Genomic DNA, 15,956 nt, shown 5'->3' on the forward strand with positions numbered 1-15,956 from the left:
CCCCGAACATAAGGCAGGTTTCCTGGATCCCAGTTGCAGGCCGTTTTTAGCAGTCTGTTTAGTCTGGATGTGCTTTGTTTATCGAAAACTCCTGTTGCATCTAAGAAAAATTCTTGGTTGCAACTAATTGGACGGCGTCACTGTGCGAAGTATGTATAATCGTTGCAGAACATTAACCCAGGAGATATGAAATGACTCAAGTTACTTTCCAGCAGGCACCAGTAAACGTAAAGGGCTCTTTAATCAAGGTTGGCGACGTTGCTCCTAACTTTGTAATGACCAAGAACGACCTGAGCGACTACGAGCTGGCTGCCAACAAGGGTAAAGTATTAGTTTTATCAGTTGTTCCAAGCCTCGACACCCCAGTTTGCCAGGCTTCTGCCCGCGCTTTCAATGAGAAGGCTGCCGGTCTGGGCGCTGAAGTTCTCTGCATCTCCAAGGACCTCCCATTTGCTTCCGGCCGTTTCTGCACCGCTGAGGGCATCCAGAACGTAGTTGCTCTGTCCGACTTCCGCAACGACTCCAACTTCGGTGAGGCCTATGGTCTTGAGATCGCCGATACCGTTCTGCGTGGCCTGTTAACCCGTGCTGTTATCGTAGTTGACAAGGAAGGCAAGGTTGCCTACGTTGAGCTGGTTGGCGAAATCACCAACGAGCCAAACTACGAGGCTGCTCTGGCTGCTGCCAAGGCCGCTTTATAATTCAGCTGCAAGGTCAGTTTTGAATTAACAGGATTTCTTCATACCGCTTAAGGTAGAGAAATACTGACAAAGACAGGGGCGTCTGCATCATGCAGACGCCCCTGTCTGCTTAATGGCCTGGCAAAAATGCCGCCTGTGAGCTCCTGGCTGTATAAAATGCTCTGTAGTGGGTTATCATGCTTTGAGGTGGTATGCACACTCAAGACCCCATGCGGCTGACGCATCAGCTCGAGTATTTGCTGCACATACGCCCTGTGGGTGTCCACAGGGCGCTCACAGGGCGCCGCGTCGCAGGTGAGGCGGCAGGTGCATCTGGTGCTGCGCTGCAGCGGCCTGCCGACAAAGCGCGCATTAAGGACACACAGGTTTTTCTTTATCCAAGGCAATTATTACTATGGCTTACTCACGTCTGTTTTCTAAGGGAGGGGCTCTTACAGCCCTGAAGTCAGCCGGTATCGGCATGGTGCTGGCAGCCTCACTGGGGGCAGGCGCCATGACGGCCCATGCAGCTCAGGCTCCGGCTGCTGTAAAGGCATCAGCAACCAATGCTGCCAGGGCCTCGCTTAAGGAGCTTGTCGATGCAATACCCCGCTTTACTGCCAACTTCAAGCAGGAACTGACGGACGAGAGTGGCACTGTTCTTTCTGAGGCCCGTGGCAAGATTTACATGATGAATCCTGACCACTTCATGATGCATACCCGCATCCCTGATGAAACCGCTCTCTATACCAGGGGCAAGGACATCTACTACTATGACGCTGCCGTAAATCAGGTCTCCATTTTCAGCATGGACAATCTGGGCAGCAATCCTATCATTCTGCTCTCCAGCTCCGATCCGGCCAGGTGGGATAACTACAGCGTAAGCCGTGACGGATCCATTTATACCCTTATTCCTAAAGATCCTCAGGAAGTGCGCAGCATTACCATCAAGTTCATCAACCACAATATTGATGGCCGCAAGGGTTATATCAACACCATTGATTCGCTGACCATTCGCATGGACGATGGCAATACCAATTTCTATCTCTTTACCAACCAGAAAGATGCCGTATCCCGCAAAAACTTTGAGTTCAGCCTGCCACCTGACGTAGAGATCGACGATCAGCGCTGATTGCTTCACAAAACGTAAGCCACACCGTTGTGAGCTGCCTGGCCGCCATTGCGGCAACTGACGCTTTTGCAGACGCCGCTGCAGACGCAACTGCGGCGGAGCGGCCTGTGCGGTCTGTTCGGTACCTCATGGTACGGCCGGGCGGGGGCTTGCATTGAGCAGGGGTAACTAATACACCAGGAGCACTTTAATGGACACAAAACAGGGAGATCTCTTCGGCTGTCTCGACGCTGACAACGATATCCTCAGTCCCTCAGCAAAGTCAGATGACAAGGGGCTGTCATCCCCTTTGTCTGGAAGTGGTGCTCCGCTGTCCTTGTGCAGTGGTGGTGATGAGGTGGGTGGCGCAGGCGCTGCGGCGGCAGGTGCTTCAGCTGGTGCGGCTTCAGGTGCAGGCGGCCTGGCAGGTGGTTCGGGCACATCAGGCGGTGCATGGGAGGATGACCGTCCGGCCTTTATGCTCGGCGGCGGGCCTGCCATGGACAGTGAGCCTGAGTCTCTGGTTGATGAAAATGCCGCTGATGACCCATTTGCGCCACTGGCCGCACGACTGCGTCCGCGCAATCTTAATGAGTACATTGGTCAGAGTCATCTTATTGGCCCGGGCCGCCCTTTACGTATGGCGCTTGAGCGTGGTCAGTGCTACTCCATGATTCTGTGGGGACCGCCTGGTGTGGGTAAGACTACTCTTGCCTTTATCATTGCCCGCAGTACTAATGCCCATCTTGAGCAGATTTCAGCTGTTACCAGCGGTATCAAAGATATACGTGAGGCTGTGGAGCGTGCCCGTCAGCGTCGTGCCCGGGGCATCAGAACCATTCTTTTTGTCGATGAGGTGCACCGCTTCAACAAGGCTCAGCAGGACGCTTTCCTGCCGCATATTGAAAACGGCACTGTGATTTTTATCGGCGCTACCACAGAAAATCCGTCCTTCCAGGTTAATTCAGCTCTGCTGTCACGTGCCCGCGTCTATGTGCTCAAAAAGCTTACCGATGAAGAGCTCTCGGCTCTAATCGATCTTGCTCTGACCTCTGAGCGTGGCCTTGCCGATCTGAACCTGACCTTTGATGACAGGGTGCGACATGCCATTATGGAGCTTTCAGGTGGTGATGCCCGTCACCTGCTGACTACACTTGAGATGCTCTCAGATGATGCCGCTCCTCTGCCTGACGGCCGCAAGGTCATTACCTACGCCATGGTCGGAGCTGTAGCCGGTCGCCGCCTCATCAGTTATGACAAGGGCGGAGATAATTTCTACGACCTGATATCTGCCTTCCACAAATCTGTACGTGGATCGGCTCCTGATGCGGCCCTTTACTGGTATGCCCGTATTCTTGAGGCCGGAGGGGATCCGCTTTATGTGGCCCGTCGGCTGCTGGCTGTGGCTACTGAGGACATTGGTCTTGCCGATCCTCAGGCCATGCAGATTGGTCTGAATGCCTGGGATATCTACACCCGTGTAGGCGAGACCGAAGGTGCACGTGCTATTGCTGAGGCAGCCGTATACATGGCCCTGGCTCCTAAGAGCAATCATCTGTACACAGCTTTTGGCAAAGCCCGCTCTGATGCCTCCAGACTGCCATCCTTTGAGGTGCCGCTGTATATTCGCAATGCTCCAACTGCTCTGATGGAGTCCCTTGGTTATCACAAGGGTTACCGCTATGCTCATGACTACCAGGGAGCCTATGCTCCTGGCGAATGCTTTATGCCTGAAGAGCTGCACGGACGCACCTATTACGAGCCGAGCAACCGTGGCTATGAGGATTACCTCTCAAGACGGCGCGATTATCTCAAACAGCTCGATGCCATGGCCCCTCCTGCCGAGCAGCGCTTCCCTCCGGGTCATGACCGTCAGATGCTCGATAAGCTGCGTATGATGCACCCTGACCTGTTCAGTGACAGCGATGATAGCAATGAGCATCACTGACAGCACAGTAAGCCATGATTCACAGTCCCGCCGTCCTGTCTTCGACCAGGTCAGCGGGACTGCTGTTTTTTGCGCCTGAAAGTGCGCACCTTGAAGGCCGGGCGGCGCCAGAATAGCCATGGCCTCGTCACTGCGGGCTGTGGCTTGCAAAAGCAGTCTGTGCCTGGTCGCTGCGCGCATGGCGGCCGAGAAGCCATGTCCTGGTCGCTGTACGCCGGGGCGTCGGATGCCCTGGGGATGATCACTGGGCGCCCGGTGACGCCGGGTCGAACCGGGGATTGCGTGGAGTGCTGAGGCTAATAAAATCGGTTAAGTTCAGCATGTATGGCAATTCGTGATAAAATTCGGGATTTGTTATGACAAGAAAAAGGCCTGATGCTTTAGCTTTAAACCGGTTCGGGATACAGCCGCAAAGTCAGCCCTGACAGACATACAGACGGGTTTTGTGCCCGTGATATGACTGCCGTCAGTCCTTGTTCTCATTTTTCCTATCTTTAAATGGCGAGCTTATCATGCTGGATTCTAGATATATTCGCGCAGACCTGGCCACGACCAGAGATATTCTGGCTAACCGTAATTTCACTCTTGATGTTGAAAAGCTGTCCCAGCTTGAAGAGCAGAGAAAGGACTTAATGGTCCGTACTCAGGATCTTCAGGCCAAGCGCAACTCCCTGTCCAAGTCCATTGGTCAGGCAATGCGTGAGGGTAAGGATGTTGCTGCCATCAAGGCTGAGGTCTCCGCTATCGGTGATGAGCTTGATAAGACCAAGAAGCAGCAGGACGAGGTTCTTGCTGAGATTGAAGCCATTGCTCTGACCATTCCTAACCTGCCACATGAGTCTGTTCCAGTAGGCAAGGATGAAAATGACAATGTAGAGGTACGCCGGTGGGGTACTCCACGTACCTTTGACTTTGAGGTCAAGGATCACGTGGCTCTTGGTGAGGGTCTGGGCCAGCTGGACTTTGCCAATGCCCGCAAGATTTCCGGTGCCCGTTTTGCTCTGATGAAGGGCCCAATCTGCTCCCTGCACCGCGCTCTGGTTCAGCTGATGATCGATCTGCACTGCCAGAAACAGGGTTACACTGAAGTTTACGTACCATACCTGGTTAACACCGACTCTCTGTACGGTACCGGCCAGCTGCCAAAGTTTGGTGAGGATCTCTTCCACACCAGCCTCAACGGCAATGCTGACGGTGATGACGTAAACCGTCATTTCTGTCTGATTCCTACTGCCGAAGTACCATTAACCAACATGGTACGCGACGAAATCATTCCTGAGGATCAGCTGCCAATCAAGCTTACCGCTCACACCCCATGCTTCCGCTCTGAAGCAGGTTCTGCCGGTCGCGACACCCGTGGTTTAATCCGCATGCACCAGTTCGACAAGGTTGAGATGGTGCAGATTGTCCGTCCTGAGGACTCCTTTGAGGCTCTCGAGCAGTTAACCCGTGATGCCGAGTCTGTACTGCAGGCTCTGGAGCTGCCTTATCGTGTAGTTGCTCTGTCCACCGGTGACATGGGCTTCTCCGCTGCCAAGACCTACGATCTTGAGGTATGGATTCCAGCTCAGAATACCTACCGTGAGATTTCTTCCTGCTCCAACTGCACCGATTTCCAGGCCCGCCGTATGCAGGCCCGTCTGCGCCGTAAGGACAACAAGATCGAGCTGCTGCACACCTTAAACGGTTCCGGTCTTGCCGTAGGCCGTACTCTGGTTGCTGTTATGGAAAACTATCAGAATGCTGACGGCTCCATCACCGTACCTGAAGCCTTACGTCCTTACTTAAACGGTCTTGAGGTAATCGGCAAATAATGTTCACCACAGCTGATTGGCTGATTCTGGCCGTAGTTGTCCTCTCAGGCGCCCTGTCTCTGTTCAGGGGCTTTATCAAGGAAGCCGTTTCCCTGATCGCCTGGGTTGGTGCTTTCATTGTAACCAGCCGCTTTTATGAGCCCCTGGCTGCAAAGGTGACCTTTCTTCAGGATGATATGGTCAGGAAAGCGTTTGCCTGCGCAGTTCTGTTCATAGCCACCATTCTTGTAGTTGGCCTCTGTGGCAGTCTTATCAGTTCACTTATTAACAGGGTAGGCCTGTCAGGCACAGACAGACTTCTGGGAGCGGTTTTCGGCGTTATGCGCGGCGTTCTCATAGTCTGTGTGCTGCTGGCACTGATGCAGATTGGCTTCAAGCTTCAGATTCTGAGCTTTGTAGCTGACTCGCCTTTCTACAGGGATTCGCTGCTCATTCCTGAGATGCAGCGCATCGTCAACTGGTTCTTTGCCAATGGACCAGCCACCCCAGAAGACTTTAACAGCGCGTTAGGAGCCTAATATGTGCGGAGTAGTGGGCATTGTTGCCAATTCACCAGTTAACCTGTCCCTTTATGATTCCTTAACCGTGTTACAGCATCGCGGTCAGGATGCTGCCGGTATCGTTACCCTTGATGAGGGCAACTTCAGGCAGCGTAAGGCCAATGGTCTGGTCAGCGAGGTTTTCCAGCAGAAGCACATGATGCGTCTTAAGGGCAATATTGGTATAGGTCACTGCCGTTATCCAACTGCCGGCTCATCTTCAGCTGCTGAAGCTCAGCCTTTCTATGTAAACTCACCTTTTGGTATCGCTCTTGCGCACAACGGTAATCTCACCAATTCCCGTGCTCTTAAGGAAAAGTGTGACAGCATCTTCCGTCATGTGAACACTTCATCTGACTCTGAGATTCTGCTCAATATCTTTGCCGGCCGTCTGCAGGACATTACCGGCTGCCGTCGCAAGCCAACTGCTGAGGATATCTTCGAGACTATCCGTGGTGTTAACAAAGACATCAGCGGCGGCTATGCCGTTGTTTCCCTGATCATTGGCTCCGGTCTGGTTGCTTTCCGCGATCCTAATGGTATCCGTCCTCTGGTACTGGGTCACCGCAAGGATGAGCAGGGCCGTGATGAGTATATGCTGGCCTCCGAGTCAGTAGCTCTGTCTATCTGCGGCTTCAACCTGGTTCGCGATGTTGAGCCGGGTGAAGGCATCTTCATTGAGGAAAACGGCACTCTGCACACTGCCATGTGTGCTGAGAATGCAAAGTTACAGCCTTGCATCTTCGAGTATGTATATTTTGCCCGTCCTGATTCCATCATGAACGGTGTTTCCGTATACGCTGCCCGTGTCAGCATGGGTACCAACCTTGCTGAAAAGATCAAGCGCGAGTACAGCCATCTCAATATCGATGTGGTCATTCCTATTCCTGAGACCTCCTGCGATATTGCTGTACAGATCGCACGTATTCTTGGTGTACCTTACCGCCAGGGCTTTGTGAAGAACCGCTATATCGGCCGTACCTTCATCATGCCAGGTCAAAAGCAGCGCAAGAAGTCAGTACGCAACAAGCTCAACCCTATCCCGGCTGAGTTCAAGGGCAAGCGTGTACTGCTGGTTGATGACTCCATCGTTCGTGGTACTACCTCCGGCCAGATCGTTGATATGGCCCGTGAGTCCGGTGCCGAGGCTGTTTACTTTGCCTCCGCTGCTCCTGAGGTACGTTATGCCAATGTCTATGGCATTGACATGCCTACCGTAAAGGAACTCATTGCCTACAACCGTACCAATGAGGAGATCTGCGAACTTATCCATGCCGACGCCCTGATCTACCAGGACATTAAGGACATGGAAAATGCCGTACGTGCTGAAAATCCAGCCCTGACCTCCTTTGAGGAGTCCGTATTTACCGGTGAGTACATCACCCCAGGTGTGGACGAAGAGTACTTTGCTTTCCTCGATCAGCAGCGCTCTGATGACGCCAAGGCTGACAAGGCATGGAAGGACTCCAACGAGAGCCTTGAGATTTACAATATCTAATCATTGCTCTCCACCTCCAGCCAGGCACAGCCTGTGAGGTACACAATGCCTCTCATGGCTGTGCCTGGTCTGCATGTCGATGACGTGACAGCTGCACTGTGATAAACAGTGCCGATAAAAAAAAGAGCCCGATCTTAACGATTCGGGCTCTTTTTTTTCGCTCTGCTTATTAAGGCAGGTCCGGACAGTCCGGCCTGCCAGTCAGGCAATGGGGCTTATTATGAGCCCTTCTGCAGACGGTTGATCTGCTCGTTTAATAAGGTGACCTGAAGCTCGTTCATCTTGGAGAGCTGATCACGCAGGGCCTGCTGCTCCTCTGGAGCGGCCTCGGCCAGCTTCTGCTTTACGCCATCGATGTCGGTCTTGATCTGGGTCAGGCACTCGTCGATCTGAGTGTCGGAGAGCATGTCAGGGGTGGCAACCTCGGTGCCCTGGGAGGCAGCTGCGGTTGGGGTTAAGAGCATGTTAGCCAGTAAAACACCGGCGCCGGCACCAGCCAGGGAGCTGATGAATGCACCACCCATGCCCATACCGCCTGCTGGGGCGGCTGCTGGAGCAGCGGCTGGAGCGGCGTTCTGGTTAGGACGGGTAGCGTTCTGGGAGAACTGGGCGTCTTTCTGCTGGTTGTTGGCAGCAGTCTTGTTGTCATTGTTAGCGGTACGTCTGGTGGTAGTAGCAGAAGCACGTGGGGCGGTAGCGCGTGGAGCTGCACGACGGGAGCCGCCGCGACGGGCATCAAACTGAACGGTGGCAACATCGTTGACCAGGCCGCTGATTAAATTGGTTACAGGGTTAGCCTGTACGCCCTGAGCGGTCAGAGCAAAAGAAGCTGCAATTGCAGAAGCGATTAAAGTTTTCTTAAACATTGTGCAAACCTAAAAGTAGTTAAGCTAACTAAACTAAGGCAAGCATAGCACACCCTAATTAGTTATAAATTAGGTTTTTTCCGGCTTTATTACAGGCATCACACTGTAACAGCCAGGGTGACCTCATGGCCAAATACACAGGAAAATTAACTGTCATATGGATAAGTGCTTAATTTACCTGTGCCTATGCGGCATAAAGCATGGCAATAACGGCACCAATAGCCAGAACGATCAGAACCAGAAATACACCGGCAAAGAACTTGAGCATATCAACCTCACTTACGGGAGCATTAATAACAGTGCCTGTAACTGATAAAAATATGCATATCAGTCACTGCAACCAGAGCCGCATAACAAATACAGCTAAGCCCCGTTCCAAAAATCCCCAAAAAAGCTCCAAAACATACCCTTAACAGCTCCGGTAAAACCAGAGTCGTGGGCACTGCCACGCCACAGCAATCCATGGCAATGCAGTGACAATATGCCATAAGAGCCGTAATCTGACAAAAGCCTGCCTGAAACACCAGAAAGTCCTTGCCTCTGTCAGTTCATTCTGCCCTCCACCCGCAGGTTCATCCACCCGCAAGTTCATCCACCTGCAGGCTCATCCACCCGAGGTTCACCCACCTGCAGGCTCATCTACTTGCAGGCTCATCTACTTGCAGGTTCATCCACCTGCAGGCTAATCTTCCCGCAGGTTTATCCACCCGCAGGTTCATCCATACGCAAGCTAATCCGCAAGCTCATCTGTCATTCAGCCATGCAGCTGAACTGAGCTCTCATTCTGTGAGCATATTAAATAAGCATGTGGCGCACTGCTCAGTGTGCTGAGCGCCTGCGAGCTGAAAACGCTTTACAAAACTTAAGATAATGCCTTTTCAGAATGATCAGAACTTATGGGACAGGCATGGCAAAGGTGTTGATAAAGGAATGGGATGCATTTGATCGTCAGCATTGCAGTTTGCATGATACGCGTATGCTCAGAGGCATTTAGCGCAAAAGCATTACAGGCAAGGTAGAGGTGATGTGGACGCACGTAATCGGCAGTCAGCAGGTAAATGGACAGGTACAGCTATATGTAGAGGCAGCAGGGGACAGGGGATACGAGATATGGGGCAGAGGAGATGAGTTTGACTGGCCGGAGGGCAGTTTTATGGATTGGGGCCTTTTTTCAGGCAAAAAAAAATCAGCACTGAGGCTGATTGGGATGGTGCGCCTTAGTGGACTCGAACCACCGACCCCCACCATGTCAAGGTGATGCTCTAACCAAGCTGAGCTAAAGGCGCATTGTTTCTGACTCGTCGTCAGCGAACGGTGTGCATTATAGCGATGCCCATAACCATTGGCAAGAGAATTTTACAAATTTTTCAAAATTTTTTGACATTTCGGCCCGCAATAAGGCCATTTTGAGCATAAAAACGCCAATTATGCCGATTTTTCTGCAGATATTGCTCCCAACGGCTGACTGCAGGTGATTTCAGCTCCAGGCAGCATGCGATGGCAGGGACCGGCAGACCCTGGCAGGTACTGTACAGCTATGGCGCGGCAGAACCACACAGAGAGTGTACTGACAGGGAGATGCAAAGCCTGCAGAGAGTGTACAGCCATGGAGTGGCAAAGCCTCGCAGAGAGTGTACGGCCAGGGAGTGGCAAATTCTCGCAGAGAGTGTACTGCCAGGGAGTGGCAAAGCCTCGCAGAGAGTGTATTGGGCAGGGCCTGTGCAGGCTGGGTGTGGCTGCGCGTGAACATATGCATGGGGCTGGCATGACGGTGGAAGACTGGCTGCTGTGCAGGAGGGCAAGTCCGGGAGTATGGCCATGGGGCCTGGGAGCGGTTTTGGCCTGAAAATCGGCTTGATTTTGCGGGCCAGGTCACTTTTTCGTGCAAAGGGGGACTGCCAGGCGTATACTGGAGTGCTGATGGCATCGCACAGGACAGTGCAGACGGGTTAGCCTGCGCATGGTTGTGATGCGGTCTTGTTAACTTTTATTAGAGGACCTCAAGGTGCATCGTTGGCACCGTTGGTTTGAACCTATGATCAAAATTACTTTACCTAATGGCGCTGTCAAAGAGTTTGAAGGCGCAGTATCAATTGCTGATGTAGCTGCCAGCATCGGCCCAGGTCTGGCCCGCAGCTGTGTTGCCGGCCGTATCAATGGCGAATTACATGACGCCTGCGATCTCATCACCGAAGATGCAGCAATCGAGATTGTTACCCCTAAGGACAAGGACGGTCTTGAGATTATCCGTCACTCCTGTGCCCACCTTTTAGGTCACGCCATCAAGCAGTTATGGCCTGATACCAAGATGGCTATCGGTCCTGTGGTAGATAACGGCTTCTACTATGACGTTGATCTGGACCACAAGCTCACTGCTGAGGACATGGAAGCTCTCGACAAGAGAATGCACGAGCTGGCCAGGACCGACTACAAGGTAATCAAGGAAGTTGTGGACTGGCAGGGTGCTTACGATGCCTTTACCAGCCGTGACGAGCCATACAAGAAGTTAATCCTCGAAGAGAATATCGACAAGTCCGACAGACCAGCTCTGTATCATCACGAAGAGTACACCGACATGTGCCGTGGCCCTCACGTTCCACACATGTCCTTCTGTTCCAACTTCAAGCTGACTCACTTTGCCGGTGCCTACTGGCGTGGCGATTCCAAGAACAAGATGCTCCAGCGTATCTACGGTACCTGCTGGGCCTCCAAGGAGGAGCTGGCCGACTATCTGCGCAAGCGCGAAGAAGCCGCCAAGCGTGACCACCGTGTTCTGGGCAAGAAGCTCGACCTGTTCCACTTCCAGCAGGAAGCTCCTGGTCTGGTTTTCTGGCACCACGACGGCTGGACCATCTACCGTCTGGTAGAGGATTACATGCGTGGCATGCTCCACAAGTATGGCTATATTGAGGTTAACACCCCTCAGATTATGGACCGCGTACTGTGGGAGCGTTCCGGTCACTGGGACAAGTACGCTGAGAACATGTTCACTACCGCCTCTGAGAACCGTGAATATGCCATCAAGCCAATGAACTGCCCTGGTGCCATTCAGATTTTCAACAGCCGCACCCGTTCCTACCGTGATCTGCCAATCCGTATGGCCGAATTCGGTAAGGATCACCGTAACGAGCCATCAGGTTCTCTGCACGGTCTGCTGCGTGTTCGTGGCTTTGAGCAGGATGATGCCCACATCTTCATTACTGAAGATCAGATCCTTCAGGAAGTTACCGAGTGCATCAAGATGGTTTACGAGGTTTATGACAACTTCGGATTCCACAAGATCGACGTCAAGCTCTCTACCCGTCCTGAAAAGCGTATCGGCTCTGATGAGATCTGGGACAAGTCTGAAAAAGATCTGGCCGACGCTCTGACCGCCAATGGTCTTGAGTTCGAGCTTCAGCCAGGCGAGGGTGCTTTCTACGGTCCTAAGATCGAGTTCACCCTGCACGACTCTCTGGGCCGTGCCTGGCAGTGCGGTACCATTCAGCTGGACTTCTCTCTGCCGCAGCGTCTTGACGCCCACTATGTAGGTGAGGACAACAAGGACCACGTTCCTGTTATGATTCACCGCGCCATGCTGGGCTCTCTGGAGCGCTTCATCGGTATTCTTACCGAAGAGTTTGCCGGCGCCTTCCCTACCTGGCTGGCCCCTGTTCAGGCTGTTGTCATGAACATCACCTCCAACCAGGTTGAGTATGTAAAGGAAGTTACAAAGAAGCTCGACGAGGCCGGTATCCGTGTCCAGTCAGATCTGCGTAATGACAAGGTAGGCTTCAAGATTCGTGAGCATACCTTAATGCACGTTCCTTACATGCTGGTATGTGGTGATCGTGAGGCTGAGAACGGCCAGGTCGCAGTACGTACCAGAAAGGGTGTAGATTTAGGTGCAATGCCTGTTGATGATTTGATTAGCATGATCAAATCTGATATCATATCGCGCAAACTTTTTACCAGGGCCGATGAGAAGCCTGAGGAAAAAAAGTAGAATAGCTGCATCAAGTCGCTAATTTTCGGACCTCACGTTCGATATGAAAGAGCTGGTGAAGCAATATTGCCAGCTCTTTTATTGTGCCCCTGGCACATGTAAAGTTGCAGCCTGATCAGTGATCTTTGGATACTAGGAGTCTGCTATAAACAGCGCAAAAAAGACCGGTAGGCCACAGCCTAAAAACCGGGTGAACGGTGACATCAGATGTCGTGAAGTACGTCTGATTGGAGAGGACAATGAGACTATAGGTGTCATGCCTACAGTTCAAGCTTTACGCATGGCTGAAGAAGCTGGTGTTGATTTAGTTGAAATCAGTCCTAATGCTGAGCCGCCAGTCTGTCGCTTAATTGAGTATGGCAAGTACCTCTACGAGAAGAGCAAGGATCAGAAAAAGAAGAAGCAGAAAGTCGTCCAGATTAAGGAAATCAAATTCCGTCCTGGTACTGACGAAGGCGACTATCAGGTTAAACTACGCAACCTGATTCGCTTCCTCGAAGAGGGCAACAAGGCCAAGGTGACATTACGCTTCCGTGGACGCGAAATGGCTCACCAGCACATTGGTCTGGATGTTCTCAAGCGTGTAGAGCACGATCTATGCGAAGAAAAGGGACTGGCTACGGTTGAAAGCGCCTCACGTGTTGAGGGCCGTCAGGCAACCATGGTTCTCGCCCCTAAGAAGAAATAAGAATCCTAAGGGAATCCAAGTCCTGAAAGGTATTACCTGCAGGCCCCTTACTTTCTACTCATAATGCGGAGTTATAAATAATGGCTGGAAAAGTCAAGGTCAAGATGAAGACCGATCGTGGCGTTGCCAAGCGCTTCAAGAAGACTGGCAGTGGTCACTTCAAGTGCCGTCACCAGAACTTACGTCACATCCTTACCAAGAAGAGCCGTAAGCGTAAGCGTTCATTACGTGCTATGAACATCGTTCATACTTCTAATGTCCGCGCTATCATGCGTCAGTTACCTTACGCCTAATTGGAGGATTTTTAAATGGCAAGAGTTAAGCGTGGTGTTACCGCACGTGCCCGTCATAAGAAGGTTTTAAAGGCTGCCAAGGGTTACTACGGTGCCCGTTCCCGCACCTACCGCGTTGCCGTCCAGGCCGTTACCAAGGCCGGTCAGTACGCCTACCGTGACCGTCGTCAGAAGAAGCGTCAGTTCCGCGCTCTGTGGATTGTACGTATCAATGCTGCCGCCCGTCAGTACGGTTTAAGCTACAGCAAGTTCATGAACGGTTTAAAGAAGGCCAACATCGAGATCGACCGTAAGGTTCTCTCCGAGCTCGCCATCAACGAGAAGGCCGCTTTCGAGACCATCGCTAACCAGGCCCGCGCTGCTTTAGGTTTATAATTTAAACCTTTGCTGGTCTGACAGCTAAAAAGGGGGTTGTGCATATGCACAACCCCCTTTTCAATTTTACCGGTGCTGTTTTCGTGCGCCCTGCCCTCAGCACGCCTTTAAGTCGGCTTCCCGGGCCATCACCATGGCCATTACCATGGCGCATGCCAACGAACATGTCCCTGACCTGGCCCTTTGCCCTGACCATGGCCCAGGCCCCCGGCAGACCAGCCCGGGCGAGAGCCCAGGTCTTGTCTGCCGGGGCCCTGGTGGCAGTTGCAGTGCTCTAACTGATATTCAGGCCGGCAACAGCAAATGCCGCCTTAGTGCTGTCTGTACAGTCCGAGTAAACCTTGCCCTGAAGCTGCTCGTTGTCATAGACATATACGCTGAGCTCATGGCACTGCCTGAGGAGTTCAGGAACACTGTTGAGATAGTCAGGATATGTAGTGAGACATTTTACTCTCGCCTCTGTAATGTGGTTAGCAAGGTCACACTCGATAACGGCAGCGCAGAATGCTACGAAGGCTCTGTAAAGTACTCCAGCCTCAGTTCTTGCCCCCAGTCTGCGGTTATTCATATTTCCTTTCAGCCTCAGATTTGCAAGTTTCACATGCCTTATATTTTTGTAAATGGTGCGGGCCTCCTGAGCACTCATTGAGCCATCATCTGTTATAAGAACATCAAATCCAAAATTACGGGCAGTGTCTTCAAACTTTGTGTCAACATACCTTATCTGACGGGCCTCCTCGCTTTGAGGAAGATGTTTCTCCGGCTGATAGTTTGTTAATGCCAGTAATGCAATACTCTGGTCTTTGGAAAGCTCTTTGCCCATAATGAGGTCAGTGGTTGCGCGGTTCACCAGATCAATGCATCTCCTGATTTTATCTGATTTGAGTAAAGTGTCATAAAACACATGGCAATATAGCTTTGTTCCTGTGTCGTTGACTTTGCTCATGTCTGCAGTAGCAGCACTCTCATGTCCTTTCTCAAGAATAATAAGCCTGTACCCAATGAGCGTCGGATACTTATCAAAGAGACGAAAACAGGATGGGGCGTTCACTGCCGGAAATTCAGGTGTCTCTTTTAACGCTTCGGCAAGAGCAGCAGCTCTGTACCTGCTGCCGTCCCTGCAGTTCAAAAGGAAGCTCTGACCAGCATTTAGCAGTGTGTCAATGAGCTCATCGTCAGCACCAGTATTGTCTGCGACATATAACATCCTGAATAAAAGGTTATCAGTGCCTTCCAGTCCCAGCTCATTTAACGACTGCATTGCCTGAGCAGTATAGTCGCAGCTGCCTTTGCCCAATATGAAAGTAAGAGGAAGAGAGCCATCTTCTGTGGTAGTAAGGAGATCAAAATCAGTATGTTCTGAGCACTCTTCGTATTTTTGCCTGGTTTTTAAAACTGTTTTGCCGAAGAGGTCGTAGTTATTCTGATGCGGACTGATGAAGTCTGACTGATCATTCAAATCTGCATTGGTGCCTGACGCAAAGACAAAGTCAGAGCTCTTTGACGACAGTATATTTCCTGCATACTGACGCAGAATCTTACGTACTTTATCCTGGTCAATCTTTTTTAAGGAGTTAACGAAAGCAGTGGATGTTCGTTAATTTTGCAATTTTATGACACTACGTCATTTTTGAGGCCAAAATTCATAGAATTATGTAGCAGCCTACCCCCACGGAACGTTATACCCTAAACCTCCCTATGAATATCCCACTGTTCCTTAAAGACAAATGCCGTAAATAAGCCTTTACTGCCATTTCTCCTCTAAAAGCTACCTGTAGTGATTATGGAGTCAGTCATTACTCCTGAGTAAATCAAAAACCTTTACAAAACTATTTATAAAGAAAATCAACCGCAATGTTTTACCACTGTTGATGTAGCCTGTATGAGGTAACATAAGTTTGTGCTCGCGCACACGTGGTCTATTTTGATAGGCACTTATACACAGTAGGTTTCCTGCAGAATTATTACATGCTGTCTTGTAGGTGTTGTATTAACCCTTTAAGCATCCTTACTTATGCAAAAGACTAAACGCCACCAAAATGTACAGATTGCTCTGCATGAAAACCATGAGCGATAAAAGTAGATCCTGCAATACCACGAATGAGAGCACAGGAAGTCAGGTTTTACTTCCCTATAAAGGTCAGAACCTGCTCAAGAGT

At 51.3% G+C, this 15,956-nt stretch carries 13 protein-coding genes and 1 tRNA gene; 11 read left to right on the top strand and 3 right to left on the bottom strand.

What is annotated here, in order from left to right; translation table 11 throughout:
• The first annotated feature begins 191 nt into the window (after positions 1–191).
• The 6 genes from tpx to purF all read left to right on the top strand — a co-directional run bounded on the left by tpx (position 192) and on the right by purF (position 7,590).
• Positions 192–701 carry a thiol peroxidase gene (tpx, locus tag MXE41_RS05140; RefSeq protein ID WP_246978836.1) on the top strand — a complete coding sequence of 170 codons (510 nt, stop codon included), beginning with the start codon at positions 192–194 and terminating at the stop codon, positions 699–701.
• 394 nt (positions 702–1,095) lie between these two features.
• On the top strand, positions 1,096–1,812 hold the full coding sequence (gene lolA / locus MXE41_RS05145) for an outer membrane lipoprotein chaperone LolA (protein ID WP_246978835.1): 717 nt from the start codon (positions 1,096–1,098) through the stop codon (positions 1,810–1,812).
• A gap of 478 nt (positions 1,813–2,290) precedes the next feature.
• Positions 2,291–3,739 carry a replication-associated recombination protein A gene (locus MXE41_RS05150; protein WP_247099598.1) on the top strand — a complete coding sequence of 483 codons (1,449 nt, stop codon included), beginning with the start codon at positions 2,291–2,293 and terminating at the stop codon, positions 3,737–3,739.
• Positions 3,740–4,251: 512 nt separating this feature from the next.
• Complete coding sequence (gene serS / locus MXE41_RS05155; RefSeq protein ID WP_246978834.1) at positions 4,252–5,553, top strand: serine--tRNA ligase; 1,302 nt, start codon at positions 4,252–4,254, stop codon at positions 5,551–5,553.
• Positions 5,553–6,071 (top strand): CvpA family protein, encoded by a 519-nt coding sequence (locus tag MXE41_RS05160; RefSeq protein ID WP_246978833.1) that lies wholly within the window; start codon positions 5,553–5,555, stop codon positions 6,069–6,071. The genes serS and MXE41_RS05160 overlap by 1 nt, the downstream gene beginning before the upstream one ends.
• Position 6,072: 1 nt before the next feature.
• Positions 6,073–7,590: an amidophosphoribosyltransferase gene (gene purF / locus MXE41_RS05165; protein WP_247099593.1), complete on the top strand. Its 1,518-nt coding sequence runs from the start codon at positions 6,073–6,075 to the stop codon at positions 7,588–7,590.
• Positions 7,591–7,808: 218 nt separating this feature from the next.
• On the opposite strand, the gene MXE41_RS05170 is transcribed toward purF, so the two are convergent.
• On the bottom strand, positions 7,809–8,456 hold the full coding sequence (locus tag MXE41_RS05170; RefSeq protein ID WP_246978831.1) for a hypothetical protein: 648 nt from the start codon (positions 8,454–8,456) through the stop codon (positions 7,809–7,811).
• 157 nt (positions 8,457–8,613) lie between these two features.
• On the opposite strand from MXE41_RS05170, the gene MXE41_RS05175 reads away from it, so the two are divergent.
• A complete protein-coding gene (locus MXE41_RS05175) occupies positions 8,614–8,769 on the top strand; it encodes a hypothetical protein (protein WP_246978830.1) in 156 nt (51 codons plus the stop codon).
• Between the two features lie 895 nt (positions 8,770–9,664).
• Here MXE41_RS05175 and MXE41_RS05180 read toward each other — a convergent pair.
• Positions 9,665–9,742, bottom strand: a tRNA-Val gene (locus MXE41_RS05180).
• Between the two features lie 749 nt (positions 9,743–10,491).
• Here MXE41_RS05180 and thrS point away from each other — a divergent pair.
• The 4 genes from thrS (at position 10,492) to rplT (ending at position 13,797) form a co-directional block, all read left to right on the top strand.
• Positions 10,492–12,441 carry a threonine--tRNA ligase gene (gene thrS, locus MXE41_RS05185; protein ID WP_247099594.1) on the top strand — a complete coding sequence of 650 codons (1,950 nt, stop codon included), beginning with the start codon at positions 10,492–10,494 and terminating at the stop codon, positions 12,439–12,441.
• 145 nt (positions 12,442–12,586) lie between these two features.
• Positions 12,587–13,129 carry a translation initiation factor IF-3 gene (infC, locus tag MXE41_RS05190; protein WP_246978839.1) on the top strand — a complete coding sequence of 181 codons (543 nt, stop codon included), beginning with the start codon at positions 12,587–12,589 and terminating at the stop codon, positions 13,127–13,129.
• Between the two features lie 80 nt (positions 13,130–13,209).
• Entirely contained in the window at positions 13,210–13,422 is a 213-nt protein-coding gene (gene rpmI, locus MXE41_RS05195; protein ID WP_246912894.1) for a 50S ribosomal protein L35, read from the top strand.
• Positions 13,423–13,437: 15 nt separating this feature from the next.
• Positions 13,438–13,797, top strand: coding sequence for a 50S ribosomal protein L20 (gene rplT, locus MXE41_RS05200; RefSeq protein WP_027938965.1), 360 nt, complete (start codon positions 13,438–13,440; stop codon positions 13,795–13,797).
• 274 nt (positions 13,798–14,071) lie between these two features.
• On the opposite strand, the gene MXE41_RS05205 is transcribed toward rplT, so the two are convergent.
• Complete coding sequence (locus MXE41_RS05205) at positions 14,072–15,256, bottom strand: hypothetical protein (RefSeq protein WP_247099596.1); 1,185 nt, start codon at positions 15,254–15,256, stop codon at positions 14,072–14,074.
• Positions 15,257–15,956: the final 700 nt, after the last annotated feature.

The organism is Anaerobiospirillum sp. NML120449, from assembly GCF_023051105.1.
In the GTDB taxonomy this organism is placed as follows: Bacteria; Pseudomonadota; Gammaproteobacteria; order Enterobacterales; family Succinivibrionaceae; genus Anaerobiospirillum.

What these genes read in the sequence shown, in the direction of transcription:
- tpx (WP_246978836.1), top strand. Translation starts at nt 192, where the DNA reads ATGACTCAAGTTACTTTCCAGCAGGCACCAGTAAACGTAAAGGGCTCT.
- lolA (WP_246978835.1), top strand. Translation starts at nt 1,096, where the DNA reads ATGGCTTACTCACGTCTGTTTTCTAAGGGAGGGGCTCTTACAGCCCTG.
- MXE41_RS05150 (WP_247099598.1), top strand. Translation starts at nt 2,291, where the DNA reads ATGGACAGTGAGCCTGAGTCTCTGGTTGATGAAAATGCCGCTGATGAC.
- serS (WP_246978834.1), top strand. Translation starts at nt 4,252, where the DNA reads ATGCTGGATTCTAGATATATTCGCGCAGACCTGGCCACGACCAGAGAT.
- MXE41_RS05160 (WP_246978833.1), top strand. Translation starts at nt 5,553, where the DNA reads ATGTTCACCACAGCTGATTGGCTGATTCTGGCCGTAGTTGTCCTCTCA.
- purF (WP_247099593.1), top strand. Translation starts at nt 6,073, where the DNA reads ATGTGCGGAGTAGTGGGCATTGTTGCCAATTCACCAGTTAACCTGTCC.
- MXE41_RS05170 (WP_246978831.1), bottom strand. Translation starts at nt 8,456, where the DNA reads ATGTTTAAGAAAACTTTAATCGCTTCTGCAATTGCAGCTTCTTTTGCT.
- MXE41_RS05175 (WP_246978830.1), top strand. Translation starts at nt 8,614, where the DNA reads ATGGATAAGTGCTTAATTTACCTGTGCCTATGCGGCATAAAGCATGGC.
- thrS (WP_247099594.1), top strand. Translation starts at nt 10,492, where the DNA reads ATGATCAAAATTACTTTACCTAATGGCGCTGTCAAAGAGTTTGAAGGC.
- rpmI (WP_246912894.1), top strand. Translation starts at nt 13,210, where the DNA reads ATGGCTGGAAAAGTCAAGGTCAAGATGAAGACCGATCGTGGCGTTGCC.
- rplT (WP_027938965.1), top strand. Translation starts at nt 13,438, where the DNA reads ATGGCAAGAGTTAAGCGTGGTGTTACCGCACGTGCCCGTCATAAGAAG.